The organism is Mediterraneibacter catenae, from assembly GCF_008691045.1.
Classification (GTDB): Bacteria; Bacillota; Clostridia; order Lachnospirales; family Lachnospiraceae; genus Mediterraneibacter; species Mediterraneibacter ornithocaccae.
This window is the reverse complement of record NZ_VMSO01000025.1, coordinates 23,499-39,645: the sequence shown is the minus strand read 5'-3', so window position 1 is coordinate 39,645 and position 16,147 is coordinate 23,499. Positions and strand designations below refer to the sequence as shown.

Below are 16,147 nucleotides of genomic sequence, written 5' to 3'. Positions count from 1 at the left end.
AGTCCGCCGGGAGGTATGTATTGCTAGCGCACACGTTTTCACTCGGTCGCGGCGTAACGGTACATAAGAGCGCAGAAGACGCGCTCTAAGTGCCGACGCCGCTCCAACGGTGCGTACACAATACATACCTCCCGTCTGCTTTCTTTCCCATCCCGAAAATCGAATTCAAACGGAAAGAACATGTCCCGCACTTTTTCGACTACGATCCCTTTTCTACCGAGCAGGATGAGGATTTGTTGAAAGATGGTGCTGCGGCTGAAGATAAGTATACTACTGGCCGGATGAGACAGCAGAAAAAGAAGATACTGCATAAGCTGTGCATCGACATGGAGCGTTCCGAATACACCTCGTTCTCCATGTTAGCGATATTAAAATGCGAGTTCCAATGAACGAGTGTTTTAATACCGCGTTACATGGATTCGAGGGGATGAGGTAAAGCGGGTCGGCACAGCGTTGCAGTATCTTCTTTTTCTGTGTCCACTGTTCGGTTAGCATATCTTTACTATTTACCGCAGTGGCTTCTGTTCGATAAATCCGGAATTTAATAATACTTCACTTTCACATGTTTCCCCGCCTTTTCCATCGTCCTGATCAGCTGTTCCACCAGATTCTGTCTCATGCTCAGCTCAAAATTCAGCTCTGAATCTTTGTGGGCTTCATTAATTGCTGTCCCGACAAAGAGATTCAGCTCCGTGCACTCTTCAATGAGGAGTTTTGCCAGACGCGAGGCTCCATTATCGGCATCCAGTTCATCAAAGAATTCTGCGTCAAATTCGTCATTCACATATTTTTTAAGAAGCTTAAGACTCTTCCCCAGAGTCAGCACGCCCTCAGTCACAAGGTCAATACCATCTATCACAGCCATGGGCGGCACGTCTGGATTACGGCTGTCCACTTTTGTCGTGATCTCACGCCCCAGCACCCTGGCAGCGATATTAGCGCTTGTTCCCCCTGCGATAACCTTCTTCCCTTCGGAATGAATGAAATCATGCATCAGCCGTTCATCATCTTCTTTTGCTTTCGGCGGTCCTGTAAAGATATTGACCACACGCCTCTCTATAACTCTGGCCACCGCTACTGTCGTGTCGTCCCCGGGTCTCTCCTCGTACAGCTCATCGCATGCCTGGCTCAGCATAACGGCCAGCCTTGAAGCAGAGAGCGACTTCTTCGTACATTTCAGTGTATATTCCGCCACCGCCTCCCATGTCCACCCCTGAAGATTCAGGATAGAACCTGCTCCGGCGTAGACAACGCCGTCGCTCATCAGGACGAAACAGTCATTTTTCTTCACCGCAAACCAGTATTCGCGGATCCTCTTTCCCTCAATTTCACGAGTCTCACAAGGATAATCCACGATCTTCCCATCCCGGATAAACACACACGACGGATTATCAAATTCTGCCAGATAAGCGTTTCCATTGTGGAATATCTGAAGAATGGAAAATGTCGCATAAGCTACTTTTCTCACTTTACAGATGGGAAGCGTCTTTGCGATCGTCTCCACACAGGATTCAATCTCTGCTCCTTCGTAGAGCATGGTTCCCAGTATCTTTGAAGTCAGCGTTGCCAGAATATTTGCTTTGACGCCGCTGCCCATTCCGTCGGCAAGGATCACGATATCCGAATCCTCGGTCTTAATGATTTCCACTTTATCTCCGCACAATTCTTCCTGATATTTATTCAGGCTCTTCCATGCCACATCGATACTCACACTCATAGGCTGATCCCACCTTTCTTCTCCGGCTGTCTGGACCGGTTTTTTCGCTAATCTTCCTCATTCAGGATTGAATCTCTCAATTTGGTGAGCGTCACTTTCGTCTCTGCAGTCGTCTCTCCAAGAAGCCCTGCAATCTCCTGTGCCACCATCATTTGTTTTTCAATGACCTTCTGCGCCATCTCCACTGTCTCTACTTTGAGATTATAATGCTGTTCTTTGATCTTTTCTTCTCTCGTCACATCCCGGAACATGACAAGAAGGGCATCCAGTTTCTCTATGTATACGATTGTCTCTTCCGCTATGACAGTCCCCTTTTCCAGTTTTATCTTTTTACGCAGAACAGGTTCTCTCGTAAGAAGGACCGTCTCGATATCTTCTGTCTCGATGAACTCGAAAATATACCTCTGGACCGCTTCTTCATGCCCCACTCTAAGCAGTTCCTGCGCTTTTATATTGCAGTCGAGAATCTTCATATCGTTTCCGACAACAAAGATCATATTCGGGGTCACATCCATTACCACATTTGACATGGACTCCGCCTGCGCCAGCGCATACGGCATGCACATAGAGAGTTCTGCCTTCCCCTGGAATACAGCAACAGCCTTCTCCCGGCAGGTAGAATATCCGCAGGCCCCGCAATTCAATTCGTCCTCCGGGGTGTATTTCCCGGTAGAGCGCAGAATCCTTCTGATCTGCTCCTCAGACGGCCGGATATCCGAGATACTGTGATCTCCGAATTTCTTATGCATTTCATCCGCGCTCATCTCCGGCAGATCCCTGGCGGCTTTGTAGGAGACGACATTTTCGATCTTTACTTTTGTCTTTACATAAGATGTATTCCAGTGCGCAGATGCCGGTCCTTTCGCACATCCGCCCTCACACACGTTCGCTTCTATGAAACAGTGGTCGAGTTCTCCGTTTCTTAAACACTCCAGCATTTCCATACAGTTCTCAAGCCCGTCCACGAACACTTTATGATATCCGTCTGCATCCTCTTCCGTGATCACGGACTGGATCACGCCGCCGCTCACCGGATACAGCCGATTGATCTTCGGATCGGGATTCCCCATCGGTTTGTCCTCGCAGGCATGAAGATCGATCCCGGCATCTTTCAGCCACAGCGCTAGTTCTTCAAATGTCAGTATCGCATCGATGGCGCCTCTCACCCTCTCATCACCGATAGCCTCCTGCTTTTTTGCGATACACGGTCCCAGAAATACAACTTTCACGTCAGGTCCGTACATTTTCTTTATGTAACGCCCGTGGGCGATCATCGGAGAAACCACAGGTGCCATCAGCTTCGCACAGTCCGGATAATACTTCTCGATCAGGTCATTCACACTGGGGCAGCATGTTGTAATAATATTGGACATCTCGCCTGCTCTGACCAGCTTCTTATATTCATGCGTCACAAGAGCTGCTCCTTCAGCAGTCTCACGTACCTCATAAAATCCAAGTCTCTGAAGTGCATCTACAATCTGCCCGGGCCTCTCAAAGTCCAGTACGCCGGCATAGGAGGGGGCAATTGATATGACTGTTTTATATCCCTGTTCTAAATATGACTTCACATGATCAAGATCACTGGCAAATGTCTTCGCATTCTGGGGACAGACTTCCAGGCATCGTCCGCAGTTAATGCAGTGATCCACCATGATACGCGCCTGTTCATCCCTGACTGATATGGCTTTCACCGCACAGTGGCGCACACATTTGTAACAGTGCCGGCATCTGGCGTCTTTAAAATCAATGACCTGCATAACATCGTTCCTCCTTTGGCTTGATTTCCGCACATATTTCTTCTTAATTGAATTTTCTCTATTGTCATTATTTTACCAGAGGGATCGTAGAATATCCACACTATTGATTTATTATACATGTTTTTTCCGAAAATTATCTCAGCGCCGGCGTACAAAGGATAATGCTATGATAAAATGTTGATATATGTGAAACTTTTTATCAATTTTCTCCGTCTAATTTATGTAGCGTCAGTGTACAAGGGGACAATACGCTCCAAGCCTTGTAATTTCGCAGCTAGTACCGGAAAGGAGGAAACAGCTTCCATGTACCCGGCAGAAAGAAAGGAGGGGATCTCTCTGGAACATCTTGTCACAAAAGCACAGCAGGGCGACGGACGGGCATTTGTCCGGCTGATAGAAATGAATAAACAGAGTATGTATAAAGTTGCCCGGTCTTATTTTACAAATGACGAAGATATCGCAGACGCCATTCAGGACACGATCGAGACCTGCTACAGGTCTATCAGCCATCTGGCGGAGGCTCAATATTTCCGCACCTGGCTGACTCGTATCCTGATCAATAAATGTATCGATATTCTCCGCAAAAATAAACGGGAACATCCTGTCAGCGAATTTCCCGAATATGGGGAAAGCAGTATGGAACTTAATAATTACGAATTCAATGAACTTATGAATTCCCTCGATGAAAAATACCGGACAATACTCCTTCTATACTATGGAGAAGGATTTAAGATCAGCGAGATTGCCCAGCTTCTTGATATGGAGGAAAACACAGTAAAAACACGGCTTTCCAGAGGGCGCAGTAAGTTCAGGGAACTCTGGACCGTACAGGAAACAGTTCATCAAAATTAGAGAGGAGGACGAAATTTGAAGAAAATATATTCTCAGGAAGAAATGGAACGCATCTTAAAAAGCAGCGTAAAAATTCCAGATCCTGTCGAGCAGAAGATCAACGACACATACCGTGATCTTGGACTCACAAACGAGAACAGGACCCGCAGGGTTCACAAAAGAAAACGAAAGGCATGGGGGACGATCGCCGCGGCTGCCGCGCTGGTCGCAGGTCTGGGAGTCACGGTTTACGCGGCAGGACAGTTTTTCAGTGCACAGCTCACGCAGGAAGGGGATAAACTTACCTATTCTCTTGCTATTGACCCGGCGGAAAAAGAAGCACATGAGATCCAGGTCACACCGGGTTACGTTCCGGAGGGATATGTCTATCAGGAAGAAGGGCCATACGAAAGCAAATGGTACAACGAGGAAACAGGAGGAAGCATGTCGGTCATCCCGTACAACGCAGCCGAACTTTATGAGATATCTCAGACGCAGGACGATCCGCTCCATGCTCCGTTTAACGAGGACAGCTTTGTCAAGACAGTCGATATCCAGGGAATGAGCGTAGATATTTTTTCCAGTGAGGGAGACTATATTGACAGTGATGAAACCATACAGAACATCTTTGTATTCAACGAGGAATGGGGCTATGCCGTGCATGTATATCTGGACGGTCCTGATCTGGCAGATGATGAGGCGGTAAGAGTCGCAGAGGGACTGGACATCGAAGTACTCGACACCACGGTTCCATATCCGACAGAAGAAGAAATTGCAGCGATAAACGAGGAGAATCAGAGGATTGAGAATGAGATCAAGAATGCAGCCTCCGGTATCACCGATGATTCCATCCGCGGGCTGAATGACGTAATGAAGATTGATGGCAGCATATACGATCACGGAATCGAGTATCAGGCTGTTGATATCCAGGTCACGGATACCCTGCCACCTGATGAATTTCCAGAAGAGAATTTTATTGTAGACTATGACTCTACACTGGCGGAATACGTGAATGAGGACGGTTCTTTAAAGCCCCATGAACGTTTTACGAACGCGGCCAGTCGGAAGACAGAAAGTGCAGAAGCTTCTTTCATCATCGTAACGACAAAAATCCGCAATACCGGAGACACGGCACAGGACGTCTATCTCTCTCCTTTCCTGCGGCATCTTGATGAAAATGGGAACGGGACTTACAGACTTTCCCAGCCCCGTGACAAATCCTCTCCGGCGCAGGAAAGCTGGAAAAGGCTTACAACTAACGGCTTCCCGTTCTATCAAAGTGCGCCAAATAACGGAGAGACAGAAGAACTCTTTACCACTATTCATCCCGGGGAAGAGATTGAATGCACCTCCGTCTATGTTGCAGACAATGACTGTCTGGACAGTGCGTATATGCAGTATTTTAACATCGGCGCCGTAGCCGCAGACACGCCGGAGCTATATGTGAAAGTTACAGAATAAGCGTTTCCAGCATCTCCGTCACGGTCTTTCCGTACACCGGATGACGCTTGTACGGAGCGATCTGCGACAGCGGCTCCAGAACAAATTTTCTCTTGTGCATCTCCACATGCGGGATGCACAAGTCTTTTTCCTGAACTGTTATATCGTCATAGAAAATGATATCCAGATCCAGTGTCCGCGGTCCCCAGTGTACAATGCGCTCGCGCCCTGATTCTGCCTCGATCCGGTTCAGTTCTTTTAAGAGTTCCCGCGGGGTGAGCAGCGTCTCAAGTTCAAGGCATCCGTTCAGGAAATCATCCTGATCTGTCACTCCGTAGGGCGGCGTCTCAATGAGTTCTGAGACTGATCTGACTGTACATCCTCTGACTGCGTCCAGCTTCTGGACTGCATCTTTGATATACTTTTCCCTGTCGCCCATATTGGAGCCCATGGCAATGTATACAGTATGTTTCGCCCTCTCGATCTCCACACTCACGGTCTTGAGAGGCAGCCGGATCGGCGCCCACGGTTTCTTGATCTCCAGGCGTATCGCTTTCAGCCCCGGATATTTCAGCAGCAGCTCTTCTGCAAGATTCTCCGCCGCGCTCTCCAGCAGTTTATATGTATGCTTTTTCAGCCACATGTCAATAAATGCACTGACCTGTCCGTAATGGATGGACTCCGTCAGATCATCAGTCCTGCCGGCTCTTCTCGTATCCGTATAAAGCTCCGCAGACACAACGAACTTCTGCCCCAGTACATTCTCCTCCGGAAATACACCGTGATTTGCAAATATTTCGAGATCTTTGATTTTTATCTTATCCATGTCTTACATCTCCGTATTTCATCAGCGCCTGCGTCATACGCACTGCCCTCTTATTTTTCTCCACATCATGCACTCGTACAAAAGCGCATCTTTTCTGCACTCCATAGACCGTAGTCACGAGCGTTCCCTCTTCCCGTTCCGCCGGCGGCAGGTCCAGTGTCAGCCCGATCACAGATTTCCTCGATGTTCCCAGAAGGATCGGGAGCCCCAGCTCGTGCATCACTTCCAGCCGGCTGATGATCTCCAGGTTCATCTCGTACGTCTTCCCGAAGCCCACGCCCGGATCGAGGATGATCTTATCCCGCGCAATTCCCGCCTTATCCGCAATTTTAAGACACTCCCTCATATCTTCCATAAACTCCGGGATAAACTGCCCGTAATCGGTATTATCCCTGTTGTGCATCAGGCAGCATGCTGCGCCGCTCCCGGCAATAATCTGCGCCATCTGAGGATCATATTTCAATCCCCAGATATCATTGACAAGATCTGCTCCCGCCTGAAGCGCTGCCCGGGCCACCGCGCTTTTGTAGGTGTCCACTGAGACCGGTATGTTAAATCGTGACTTCAGCGCCTCAATGACCGGGACTACTCTGGCTATCTCTTCTTCATCTGTGATCTGCACATGTCCCGGCCTGGTGGATTCGCCGCCCACATCGATGATATCCGCGCCTTCGCCGATCATCTCCTCCGCATGCTCAAGCGCTGCGTCGATCCGGCTGTACTTTCCTCCGTCGGAAAAAGAATCCGGGGTCACATTCAGGATTCCCATAATATATGTCTGGTGTTCTGTATCAAATTCCCTGCTGCCTATTTTCATAATTGTAGTCTCCCTGTTTTTGATTCTCTTTAGCTGCAAAGCTGCTGGCATACCTTCCGTCTATATTTTCAGCTCCATATTCTTCTTTTCTGTGCTCCAGTCGCATTCACCCTCTGCCGGACATGCAAAACACATTCGGGACGCTTTATCGCTTGTATACAAAAGTTTCTCAAGGACGTCTGCATCTTCTCTCAGTCTCCGATGCCCCCGGATAGCCGTCAGGATCATGCGATTCTCCTCATCGGAAAAAGCATCTTTTTCCGAAAGCGACCCGAGGATTTCAGAAGCGATCTTTTCTCCCGACTGTTCGTGAGGCGTTCCATCCTCATACTGAACATATTTCCCTATATCATGCAGAAGAGCCGCCGCATAAATTACTTCTTTTTCAATTCCGAGTCCCTGCTCCATATTAGAAATATATGCAATCCTCGCCACATCGAGCAGATGTGTCATCTGGTGACGACAGAAGATACGGTCTTTCTCCAATTCCTCAAGTCTCGTGTAACATTCACGATACAGCGGATGGGCAAGGATCGCGTTCACTCTTTTCATCCCGTTCATTTTGTAGTCCTTTCTTCAGTGCCGGCTCTCTCATCCGTCTGATGTCCAATCCTGCCTGTGTTCCGTCCTGCTTATACGTTTGTCCCGATCATCCGGAAGAATCTCTCTTCCAGCGACGGATCCGACTCGAACACGCCCCGCTTCGCCATTGTCACGGTACGGCTTCCCGGCTTCTTGATCCCGCGCATGGTCATGCACATATGCTCTGCTTCAACCATCACGAGAGCTCCTTTCGGCTGCATATATTCCATCAGGGCATCCGCGATCTGCCCTGTAAGCTGTTCCTGGAGCTGCAGCCGCCTGGCAAATACTTCCACCGTCCTCGCAAGTTTGCTTAAGCCCACGACTTTCCCATCCGGAATATACGCAATATGCGCCTTACCGTAAAACGGAAGAATATGGTGCTCGCATGTAGAATAAAATGTAATATCTTTCTCTATCACCATTTCATTGCTGTCAACAGAAAATGTCTTCGACAGATGCACCGATGCGTCGTCTTCCATGCCCCCGTACAGCTCCTCGCACATCCTGGCGATCCGGTCAGGTGTATCTTGCAGACCTTCCCGCGTGACGTCCTCCCCGATCCCCTCAAGGAAAAGTCTCACTGCCTGTTCTATCTTATCATGATCGATCATCTCTTACTCCTCTTTCCTTTTACCATACTGCTCTGTCATACGCTTCTTTTACCTGATGCAGATAGGACAATGACCCGAAGGCAAGGATCACATCATTTCTCTCTGCCTCGAGAAGAGCCGCCTGCACTGCGCAGTCCACAGATGACTGCTGAGACATGCTGTCTCTGCTTTCCTGTCGCGGCGCTGACTGCTTCTGCGGCCCGCGCTTTTCTCCCGGTCCATATCTTCCCGGACACTTCACACAGGGACAGTATTCCTTCAGTATCTCCGCCAGGTCTTCTGCCGGGAGTCCACGCTTCCTGTCCGGCAGATCCACTGTATAGATCACCGATGCCAGAGAGCCCATGATCCGCGCGATCCGGTCATATTCCTTGTCTTTAAATACTCCCATAATACAGATCAGCCTGCGCCCCGGGAAATAGGCTTCCACTGATTCTCTGAGTTTTCGGGCTGCGTCCTCGTTGTGGGCGCCGTCGAGGATAAACACCGGCTCTTCGCCGATACAGCTGAATCTTCCCGGCCATTTTGTACGTTCCATACCTCTTCTTACCGCATCATCCGCAATATGATATCCCATCCGACGCAGCACACAGATAAGCTCCAGCACGGCCGCGGCATTTCCTATCTGATTTTTTCCTGCCATCACTGTATGCATTTCTGTGAATTCCTTGTAGGAAAAATAAATTCCGTGATAATCTTCCTGCCCGATCTTCACACACTCCGGTTCTGCCTGGACATAAGTGCATCCATATCTCTGAGCCCTGCTTCTTATGACCTCTGCCACACAATCTGTCTGACAGGCAGAAACCACCGCGCAGCCGGGCTTTATGATGCCGGCTTTATTCTCCGCGATCTCTGTTATCGTATTCCCGAGTACTCCCAGATGATCCCGGCTGATGCTGGCAAATACTGCGCACACTGTATTTTTAATGATGTTGGTGGCATCCAGCTCGCCTCCAAGTCCGGCCTCCAACACAACCAGATCACACTTCATTTCCTTAAAATATAAAAAAGCTATTGCCGTCTCTATCTCAAACACTGTGGGAATCTCTTTTCCCGCAGCCTCAAGCCGGGCAATAGCGTCTCTTACTCTCATGGTCAGTTCTGCGAACTTGTCCTCAGATATCCACTCTGTGTCTATCTGAATCCGCTCCAGATAGGAAACCACTGTCGGTGAAACATACCGCCCGATCCTGTATCCTGCCTCACTCAATATCATCGAAGTGTATGCAAGCACAGATCCCTTGCCATTCGTTCCTGCAATATGTATGAACTTCAAGTCATCCTGGGGATCCCCAAGTTCACGCAACAGACCTCGAATCGTATCCAAGCCAAGTACACTTCCGTATTTCGACATTTCGTCCAAATATACCCTTGCTTCTCTATAGGTCACGTTCTATCGTTTCCTTTCCGTATTTAATTATACATCTATTCTGCATCCCATAGAGCAGAACACGGATATCATAGCACTATTTTCTACGATACACAAGCTTTTCTCCCTCTCAAATTGACTTTATATTCATTACATGTTATATTTAGCGTACCGTTAATACTAGTACACTTCAAACACTTATATATTTCAAAAAGAGGGAAATTATGATTACTATCGACTATCAGAGCAAACTGCCTCTATATGAACAGATTGCTGAACGTTTCCAGGCGATGATCCTGCGGGACGCACTCCCTCCCGGCAGCCAGATGCCTTCTGTACGTTCGCTTGCCATGGATCTTTCCATCAATCCGAACACTATACAGAAGGCATTCTCTCTGCTGGAACAACGGGGATATATTTATCCTGTCAGAGGGCGCGGGAATTATGTGGCGGATACTGCCAGACTTGCTGAGCAGGAAAAAGCCTCCCTCCTGAAAGAAGTCAATAATCTTCTGATACAGGGAAAAGAACTTGGGATCTCACGAAAAGAATTCATCGCAGTCGTTGACATGCTGTATGGAAAGGAGGATACAAATGATTGAATTAAAAGATATCGACAAAACATTTTCAGACATCCACGCCATAGATCATATCTCCGGAACCATCCATAACGGTATGATCTTCGGCCTGATCGGATCCAACGGCGCCGGGAAGAGTACTCTCATGCGTATGATCAGCGGAATTGTTAAGCCTGACAGCGGAGAGATCCTCTCAGACGGAAAAACAGTATACGAAAACCCGGAGATAAAATCTCAAATCTGTTTTCTTGCTGATTCGCCGTACTTTCTCCCAAACGCTGATATACTGAGGATGCGTGATTACTATGCCATGATCTATCCGACATTTGACCGAAAAAGATTTGACTCTCTTGTCCGGAGATTCGGACTCGATTCGAAACGCAGGATCAGTACATTGTCCAAAGGAATGAAAAAACAGGTAAATATACTGCTGGGCTTATGTTCCGGGACAAAATATCTGCTCTGTGATGAGACTTTTGACGGGCTGGATCCTTTAGTTCGCCAGGCTGTTAAAAGCCTGTTTGCTGCAGAGATTATAAATCGCGACTTTACCCCGGTAATCTCCTCGCACAATTTGAGGGAACTGGAAGACATCTGCGACAGTATTGGTCTGCTTCACCGTGGAAAACTCCTGCTTACTAAGGATCTGGACCAGATCAAACGCAATATCTGCAAGCTGCAGTGTGTATTCCGCAATTCCTGCCGGGAGCAGAAGCTGATACGAAGTCTTCACATTCTGAAACTGGAGCGCACCGGTTCACTCCTGACTCTGACTGTCCGGGGAGAGCGCTCAGAAGTACTGCAACTTGCACAAGCGGAAGCTCCTCTCTTTGTCGAGGCTCTTCCCCTGACACTTGAAGAAATATTTATTAGCGAAACGGAGGCAGCTGGTTATGACATCAAAGATTTCCTGTGCTAGACTTATATTGGAAGATATCCGGAAAAGAAGCTGGCTTACTGCCCTGTCTTCTGTCATTTTCTTCCTCATCATCCCGGTAAACACAATGCTCTATCTGAGCAGCAGATCCGAGGAGCTTGTGCGATCTTCTTCCCGAAGCAGCATCGCCGAAAGCTTACCCGGACTGCTAAACGGAGACAATGGCTATCTCTTCATAATCCTTGCTCTGCTCCCGATTCTTTCCGCGATGACAGGTTTTAGCTACATTCATTCACGGGAGAAAATGGATTTTTATCACGCTCTGCCTGTTCGCCGGGAAAAATGGTTTTCCTCTGCATACCTGGCCGGCCTGATCATACTGCTGGTTCCATATCTGATCTGCACCTCACTTGCAGCAGCCATTGGCGCTGCAAGCGACATCATGTCACCGGAAGCAGCTGCGAACTGCACTCTGGCAGCCGCCGGCGGTATCCTTGCAATGTTTGTTATATACAATTCATGCGTACTGGCAGTTATGCTCACCGGACGGACCGCTACAGCCCTTCTCGCATCTCTGGCAGTGATGGTGTACCCTCTCCTGATAGTAAGTAATTTCACCTCTCTCCAGGCTACTTTTTTTAAAACCTATTCCTCGGGCATAGTATCTTTTCCAGAGAAACTCGCCCTGCATATATCCCCTGTCAGCCTGTTCGATGCTCTGATCTCGGACAGCGCAGGAGGAACCCTCGGTGCACTCCTTTTGATCAGTACAGCTCTTGTTTCGGTCCTGCTGATCACGGGCGCAGTCCTTCTTTATCGGATGTATCCGTCCGAGGCAGCTGGAAATACTTTGCCATTTCCACTTGCCGCCCCTATTGCCAAAGTACTCATCTGCATCCCGACCGCAATCTTTATTGCTTCTATGACGCAGGAGCTGACGCTGACCTCCGAGACACTCTGGCTTCTTCCGCTTAGTCTGTTCTTTGCTGTGCTGCTGTGCGCTGTTACTGAATTTATCTATCATAACGATATGAAGATGCTGCTCAAAGGATGGCGTTCTTCGCTTATTACAATTGGAGGTACCGCTCTTATCCTGTGCATTTTCCAGTTTGATCTCACGGGATACGACACATACATGCCGGAGAGGGGCGAGATTGAGGCGATAAGTTTTCACCCTGATTCGTTCTCTCAATATTTTTCTTACCCGGAAACTGTGCCTTATTACACCTCAGAGCTCGGGTACTTCGTCCCTGCCGAATATACAGATCTTCTCTATGAATTGGCAGAAAACGGGATTGATAATCTCAAAAACGGAATAAATGCCCAGGATTCTTACTCCGATGATTTTGATTCCTCCCGGTATGCCGCCGTTCTGTTACAGTACAAACTTTCCGGCGGAAATACAGTAATGCGCCGGTATGCTGTTAATATTGACAAAGCAGAAAACGCACTCCGTGAATTACTTCAGAGCGAGGATTACAGACGGGATATTTTTCCCATCTTTCATGTTGACCGAAGCGACGTCTCTGACATCTATCTGACTAATTTATACGGGCAGGAAGAGGCAGCCGATCTGGACAAAGCGCAGTACAACGCCCTGCTGGACGCATATGAGAAAGATGTTCTGTCTGTAAGCGCTGACACTCTGATCGACGGCACTCCTGTAGGTGAACTTACCCTGTATCTTCCTGATCCTTACCAGGCAGATACTGCCGGGGAGCCCATGACAATTTCTCTGCCAATGCTGTACATTTATTCAGATTATACAAATACGCTGAATCTGCTGGAAGACTATGGATGTACGCTGCGCTCGGAAATCGATCCCCAGGAAGTAGAGTCCATAACATTTACCCTCTCCTCTGATTCATGGCAGAACGGAGATTACGGGGAATTGGTTTCCTCTCTTTCAGACAATGCTACAGTAACTACTTACAATGAAGAGACTCGTATAGAAACCTCTGATCCGGAAGACATTTCCCTGATATTGGAATATACAGAACCTTATTCTGCAGGAATAATGGGTAACACATCATTTTCATCAAATTATGTTGATATCTGGTATCGGAACGGAAACACCTTAGGATATGCGACACAGGCGGCGGGAGAATTCCCGCCGCCTGTTGTTTCTTATATGTGTGTCAATCCTGTTTTTATTGATTCTGTGCATCTGCTGCTGAACCGAGCGTGATGCTCAATGTCTGTGCCTCATAGCCGCCGTTGCCGGATCTCTGTACTACAACATTTACTGTCTCACCTGCCGCATAGTACTGGAGAGTATCCTGTAACTGTGACATGCTGCTTATCGTACGTCCGTCCAGCTCTGTAATAATGTCGCCCTCCTGGATTCCCGCTTCATCTGCAGGGCTGTTTTCTACTACCTGTGCCACAACAACACCGGCCGGTATATTATACAGTTCTGTCACTTCTGAAGAGACATCTGATCCCTGGATTCCCATGTAGGAAGCTTGGCTTTCATCTACTCGTTCTCTTGTCTCCATATTCATCATCTCCTGGAGACTATCCTGAGCTTTGTCGATCGGAATTGCAAATCCGATATTATCTACAGAAGCTCCGCTTGTAGATGAGGAACTCTTCGCCTCGTTAATGCCGATCAGCTCACCCTTCATATTCAGAAGAGCACCACCGCTGTTACCGGAGTTAATCGCGGCATCCGTCTGGATCAGGCCGGTCGACTCGATCGTTGTACCATCTGAATAAGTCAGAGTCAGATCACGGTCAAGAGCACTTACGTAACCACTTGTTACTGACTGTCCGTAGCCAAGCGCATTTCCGATTGCAACAACCTGGTCACCGAGCTGCAGTTCATCCGAATCTCCGATCGTTGCGATCTTAATCTCACTCATTGTTTCTTCCGGTATATCTGACAATTTTACTGCAACAACAGCAAGGTCATTATTGACATCCGTCCCTTTTATCTCAGCTTCTACACTGTGTTCATCGATAAATCCTACAGAGAGGCTGGTCGCACCCTCTACCACATGGTAGTTTGTAGCAATCAAGAGCTCTGTATCATTTTTTCCTACGATGACGCCGGTTCCCGCTCCCTGTACCTCATACTGCTGAGTTCCGCCGAAGAAGTTTCTCATCTCCTCAACTGACATTGTAGAGATTGTAACAAGTGACGGCATTGCATTTGAGGCAACTTCGGCCACTGTACCAGAACTGCTGTCAGATGATGAACTCGTACCGGAACCGCTTGTTGTCTGTGTCTGGGAAAGCTGCGTGTAGCTATTTCCTCTTCCGGTAATAAGATTGCCTATCGAATTGACTCCAAACATTGTGCCTCCTGCGATCAGTCCGAACACCAGAGCCATCGACACTACCATCGCCCATTTCTTTCCTGTTGTCATGGGTTTCTTTACTTTCGGTTTGCTTCCATGTCCGTTTGCTTCGGTATGGGGCATTCCATTGTGCGGCATGCTGTTATATGCAGTTCCGTATGGTGCCTTGCCCCATGATGATGTATTCTGTGACGATGCGTTTTGAGGTCCGGCATACTGAGATGTGTTGTTCTGCGCCGATCCGTTTTGCGATGCTGCATCCTTCGCCGCATCATTTCTTGACGCTTCATTGAATGCATTTTCATTTGCTGATGTATTATTTAACTGTTCACCCGTGAAATGATATTCACCATTTTTATTATCATTAAACTGTTCACTCATAATCTTCTGCCTCTTTCCCTTTCATTGATCCTTTCGGACCTGTTTCGTTTTTACACTTTATAAGATATAAGAAATTTGTGACGGAATTATGAAGAAGATTGTAAAAAACTGTGATATCCGCATACGTTTTCTGAGTTTCTCAATCCTCACCCCGGTCATTTCCGATTCTATTGTCATCTATATATATTCTGCACTCTCCCGCGGCGTCTTCTCTGCTCTCATATGTTCTTTCTGTTTCTGAAAATTCCAGACAGATCCGCATGACCGGATCTGTCTTCCCGATATCTTTTTTCTTTAAATAAACAGCGATATCCACTATGGAAGGCTGTCCGCCGGTATCCCTCGAAAATCGTACCGACCGAAACGAATTTTCCCTGTATTTCAGCGCGACCTCACGCGCAAATCCTTCCCTGTCTTCAATGCATCCGCTATTAGCTACTACTGTCAGGCGGCATTCCGATCCGTCACATGTGCTGCTGACCACGTCGGGAATACCGGACCGTTCCCACAGCCACTGCTCTGCTTTCTCCGAACAGGCAAGCCAAAACACTGTAAGAACAGCGGCTGCACACAAAACTGTCAATATTTTTGTCTTCATTTTGTTGCGTTTCGTCATCTTTGCTCCCTTTTGTCTCACTTTTACAACCGATTATACATTTGCAGTTATATAAAATCAAGGAAAGTGGTGCAGAAAATGAGACAAACATTCTGAAAGGAGGGTCCATACATATGCCGAAACCAAGATCAAAGACAGGGGAGAAAAATCTGATCAGCGCCAATCTTGTAGAACTGCGTAAAAAACGCAACTATTCTCAGAGACTCCTGGCCTATCATCTACAATTAAAAGGATACGACATGGACAAAAATGTCATAACCAGAATCGAAACGAATAAAAGATATGTTACTGACATTGAGCTGAAAGCGCTCTGTGAAGTGCTTGAAGTTACCTATGACGAATTGATCGACGGTCATTTTTCATAATCTTTATTGCATCTAATACCTTTTTGCCCCTTTCCTCATATGATATTAGAAGAGGATGCATCTTCTCCAAAC

The 16,147-nt window shown here is 47.6% G+C and carries 15 protein-coding genes; 6 read left to right on the top strand and 9 right to left on the bottom strand.

Features of this window, described 5'->3' with window-relative positions:
* Positions 1-541 precede the first annotated feature (541 nt).
* Together FNY66_RS13645 and FNY66_RS13640 are read right to left on the bottom strand one after the other, a co-directional pair.
* Positions 542-1,717 (bottom strand): SpoIIE family protein phosphatase, encoded by a 1,176-nt coding sequence (locus FNY66_RS13645; protein WP_150311492.1) that lies wholly within the window; start codon positions 1,715-1,717, stop codon positions 542-544.
* A 47-nt stretch (positions 1,718-1,764) separates the two neighbouring features.
* Positions 1,765-3,474: a [Fe-Fe] hydrogenase large subunit C-terminal domain-containing protein gene (locus FNY66_RS13640; RefSeq protein ID WP_087152425.1), complete on the bottom strand. Its 1,710-nt coding sequence runs from the start codon at positions 3,472-3,474 to the stop codon at positions 1,765-1,767.
* Positions 3,475-3,777: 303 nt separating this feature from the next.
* Here FNY66_RS13640 and FNY66_RS13635 point away from each other — a divergent pair, with 303 nt between their 5' ends.
* Positions 3,778-4,326, top strand: coding sequence for an RNA polymerase sigma factor (locus FNY66_RS13635; RefSeq protein WP_330581354.1), 549 nt, complete (start codon positions 3,778-3,780; stop codon positions 4,324-4,326).
* A 15-nt stretch (positions 4,327-4,341) separates the two neighbouring features.
* Positions 4,342-5,766 (top strand): DUF4367 domain-containing protein, encoded by a 1,425-nt coding sequence (locus FNY66_RS13630; protein WP_150311491.1) that lies wholly within the window; start codon positions 4,342-4,344, stop codon positions 5,764-5,766.
* Here FNY66_RS13630 and folK read toward each other — a convergent pair.
* The 5 genes from folK to FNY66_RS13605 all read right to left on the bottom strand — a co-directional run bounded on the left by folK (position 5,756) and on the right by FNY66_RS13605 (position 9,977).
* Positions 5,756-6,571 carry a 2-amino-4-hydroxy-6-hydroxymethyldihydropteridine diphosphokinase gene (gene folK, locus FNY66_RS13625; RefSeq protein WP_087152423.1) on the bottom strand — a complete coding sequence of 272 codons (816 nt, stop codon included), beginning with the start codon at positions 6,569-6,571 and terminating at the stop codon, positions 5,756-5,758. The genes FNY66_RS13630 and folK overlap by 11 nt on opposite strands.
* Positions 6,564-7,388: a dihydropteroate synthase gene (folP, locus tag FNY66_RS13620; RefSeq protein WP_150311490.1), complete on the bottom strand. Its 825-nt coding sequence runs from the start codon at positions 7,386-7,388 to the stop codon at positions 6,564-6,566. Before folP ends, folK begins: the two co-directional genes overlap by 8 nt.
* Positions 7,389-7,448: 60 nt before the next feature.
* Entirely contained in the window at positions 7,449-7,940 is a 492-nt protein-coding gene (locus tag FNY66_RS13615; protein ID WP_150311494.1) for an HD domain-containing protein, read from the bottom strand.
* A gap of 80 nt (positions 7,941-8,020) precedes the next feature.
* Entirely contained in the window at positions 8,021-8,584 is a 564-nt protein-coding gene (gene folE / locus FNY66_RS13610; RefSeq protein ID WP_087152421.1) for a GTP cyclohydrolase I FolE, read from the bottom strand.
* 19 nt (positions 8,585-8,603) lie between these two features.
* Positions 8,604-9,977 carry a bifunctional folylpolyglutamate synthase/dihydrofolate synthase gene (locus FNY66_RS13605; protein ID WP_229409535.1) on the bottom strand — a complete coding sequence of 458 codons (1,374 nt, stop codon included), beginning with the start codon at positions 9,975-9,977 and terminating at the stop codon, positions 8,604-8,606.
* Positions 9,978-10,180: 203 nt separating this feature from the next.
* On the opposite strand from FNY66_RS13605, the gene FNY66_RS13600 reads away from it, so the two are divergent.
* The 3 genes from FNY66_RS13600 to FNY66_RS13590 are packed head-to-tail and all read left to right on the top strand — an operon-like array spanning position 10,181 to position 13,599.
* Entirely contained in the window at positions 10,181-10,558 is a 378-nt protein-coding gene (locus tag FNY66_RS13600; protein ID WP_150311489.1) for a GntR family transcriptional regulator, read from the top strand.
* A complete protein-coding gene (locus FNY66_RS13595) occupies positions 10,551-11,453 on the top strand; it encodes an ABC transporter ATP-binding protein (RefSeq protein ID WP_150311488.1) in 903 nt (300 codons plus the stop codon). The genes FNY66_RS13600 and FNY66_RS13595 overlap by 8 nt, the downstream gene beginning before the upstream one ends.
* Positions 11,428-13,599, top strand: a complete 2,172-nt coding sequence (locus tag FNY66_RS13590; RefSeq protein WP_150311487.1) for a DUF6449 domain-containing protein — start codon at positions 11,428-11,430, stop codon at positions 13,597-13,599. Before FNY66_RS13595 ends, FNY66_RS13590 begins: the two co-directional genes overlap by 26 nt.
* Here the strand turns inward: FNY66_RS13590 and FNY66_RS13585 are convergent.
* Both FNY66_RS13585 and FNY66_RS13580 read right to left on the bottom strand, forming a co-directional pair.
* Positions 13,562-15,094, bottom strand: coding sequence for a S1C family serine protease (locus FNY66_RS13585; RefSeq protein ID WP_087152417.1), 1,533 nt, complete (start codon positions 15,092-15,094; stop codon positions 13,562-13,564). The genes FNY66_RS13590 and FNY66_RS13585 overlap by 38 nt on opposite strands.
* A gap of 139 nt (positions 15,095-15,233) precedes the next feature.
* Complete coding sequence (locus FNY66_RS13580; RefSeq protein WP_087152416.1) at positions 15,234-15,710, bottom strand: hypothetical protein; 477 nt, start codon at positions 15,708-15,710, stop codon at positions 15,234-15,236.
* 113 nt (positions 15,711-15,823) lie between these two features.
* Between FNY66_RS13580 and FNY66_RS13575 the strand changes: the two genes are divergently transcribed.
* A complete protein-coding gene (locus FNY66_RS13575; protein ID WP_087152415.1) occupies positions 15,824-16,075 on the top strand; it encodes a helix-turn-helix domain-containing protein in 252 nt (83 codons plus the stop codon).
* Positions 16,076-16,147 lie beyond the last annotated feature (72 nt).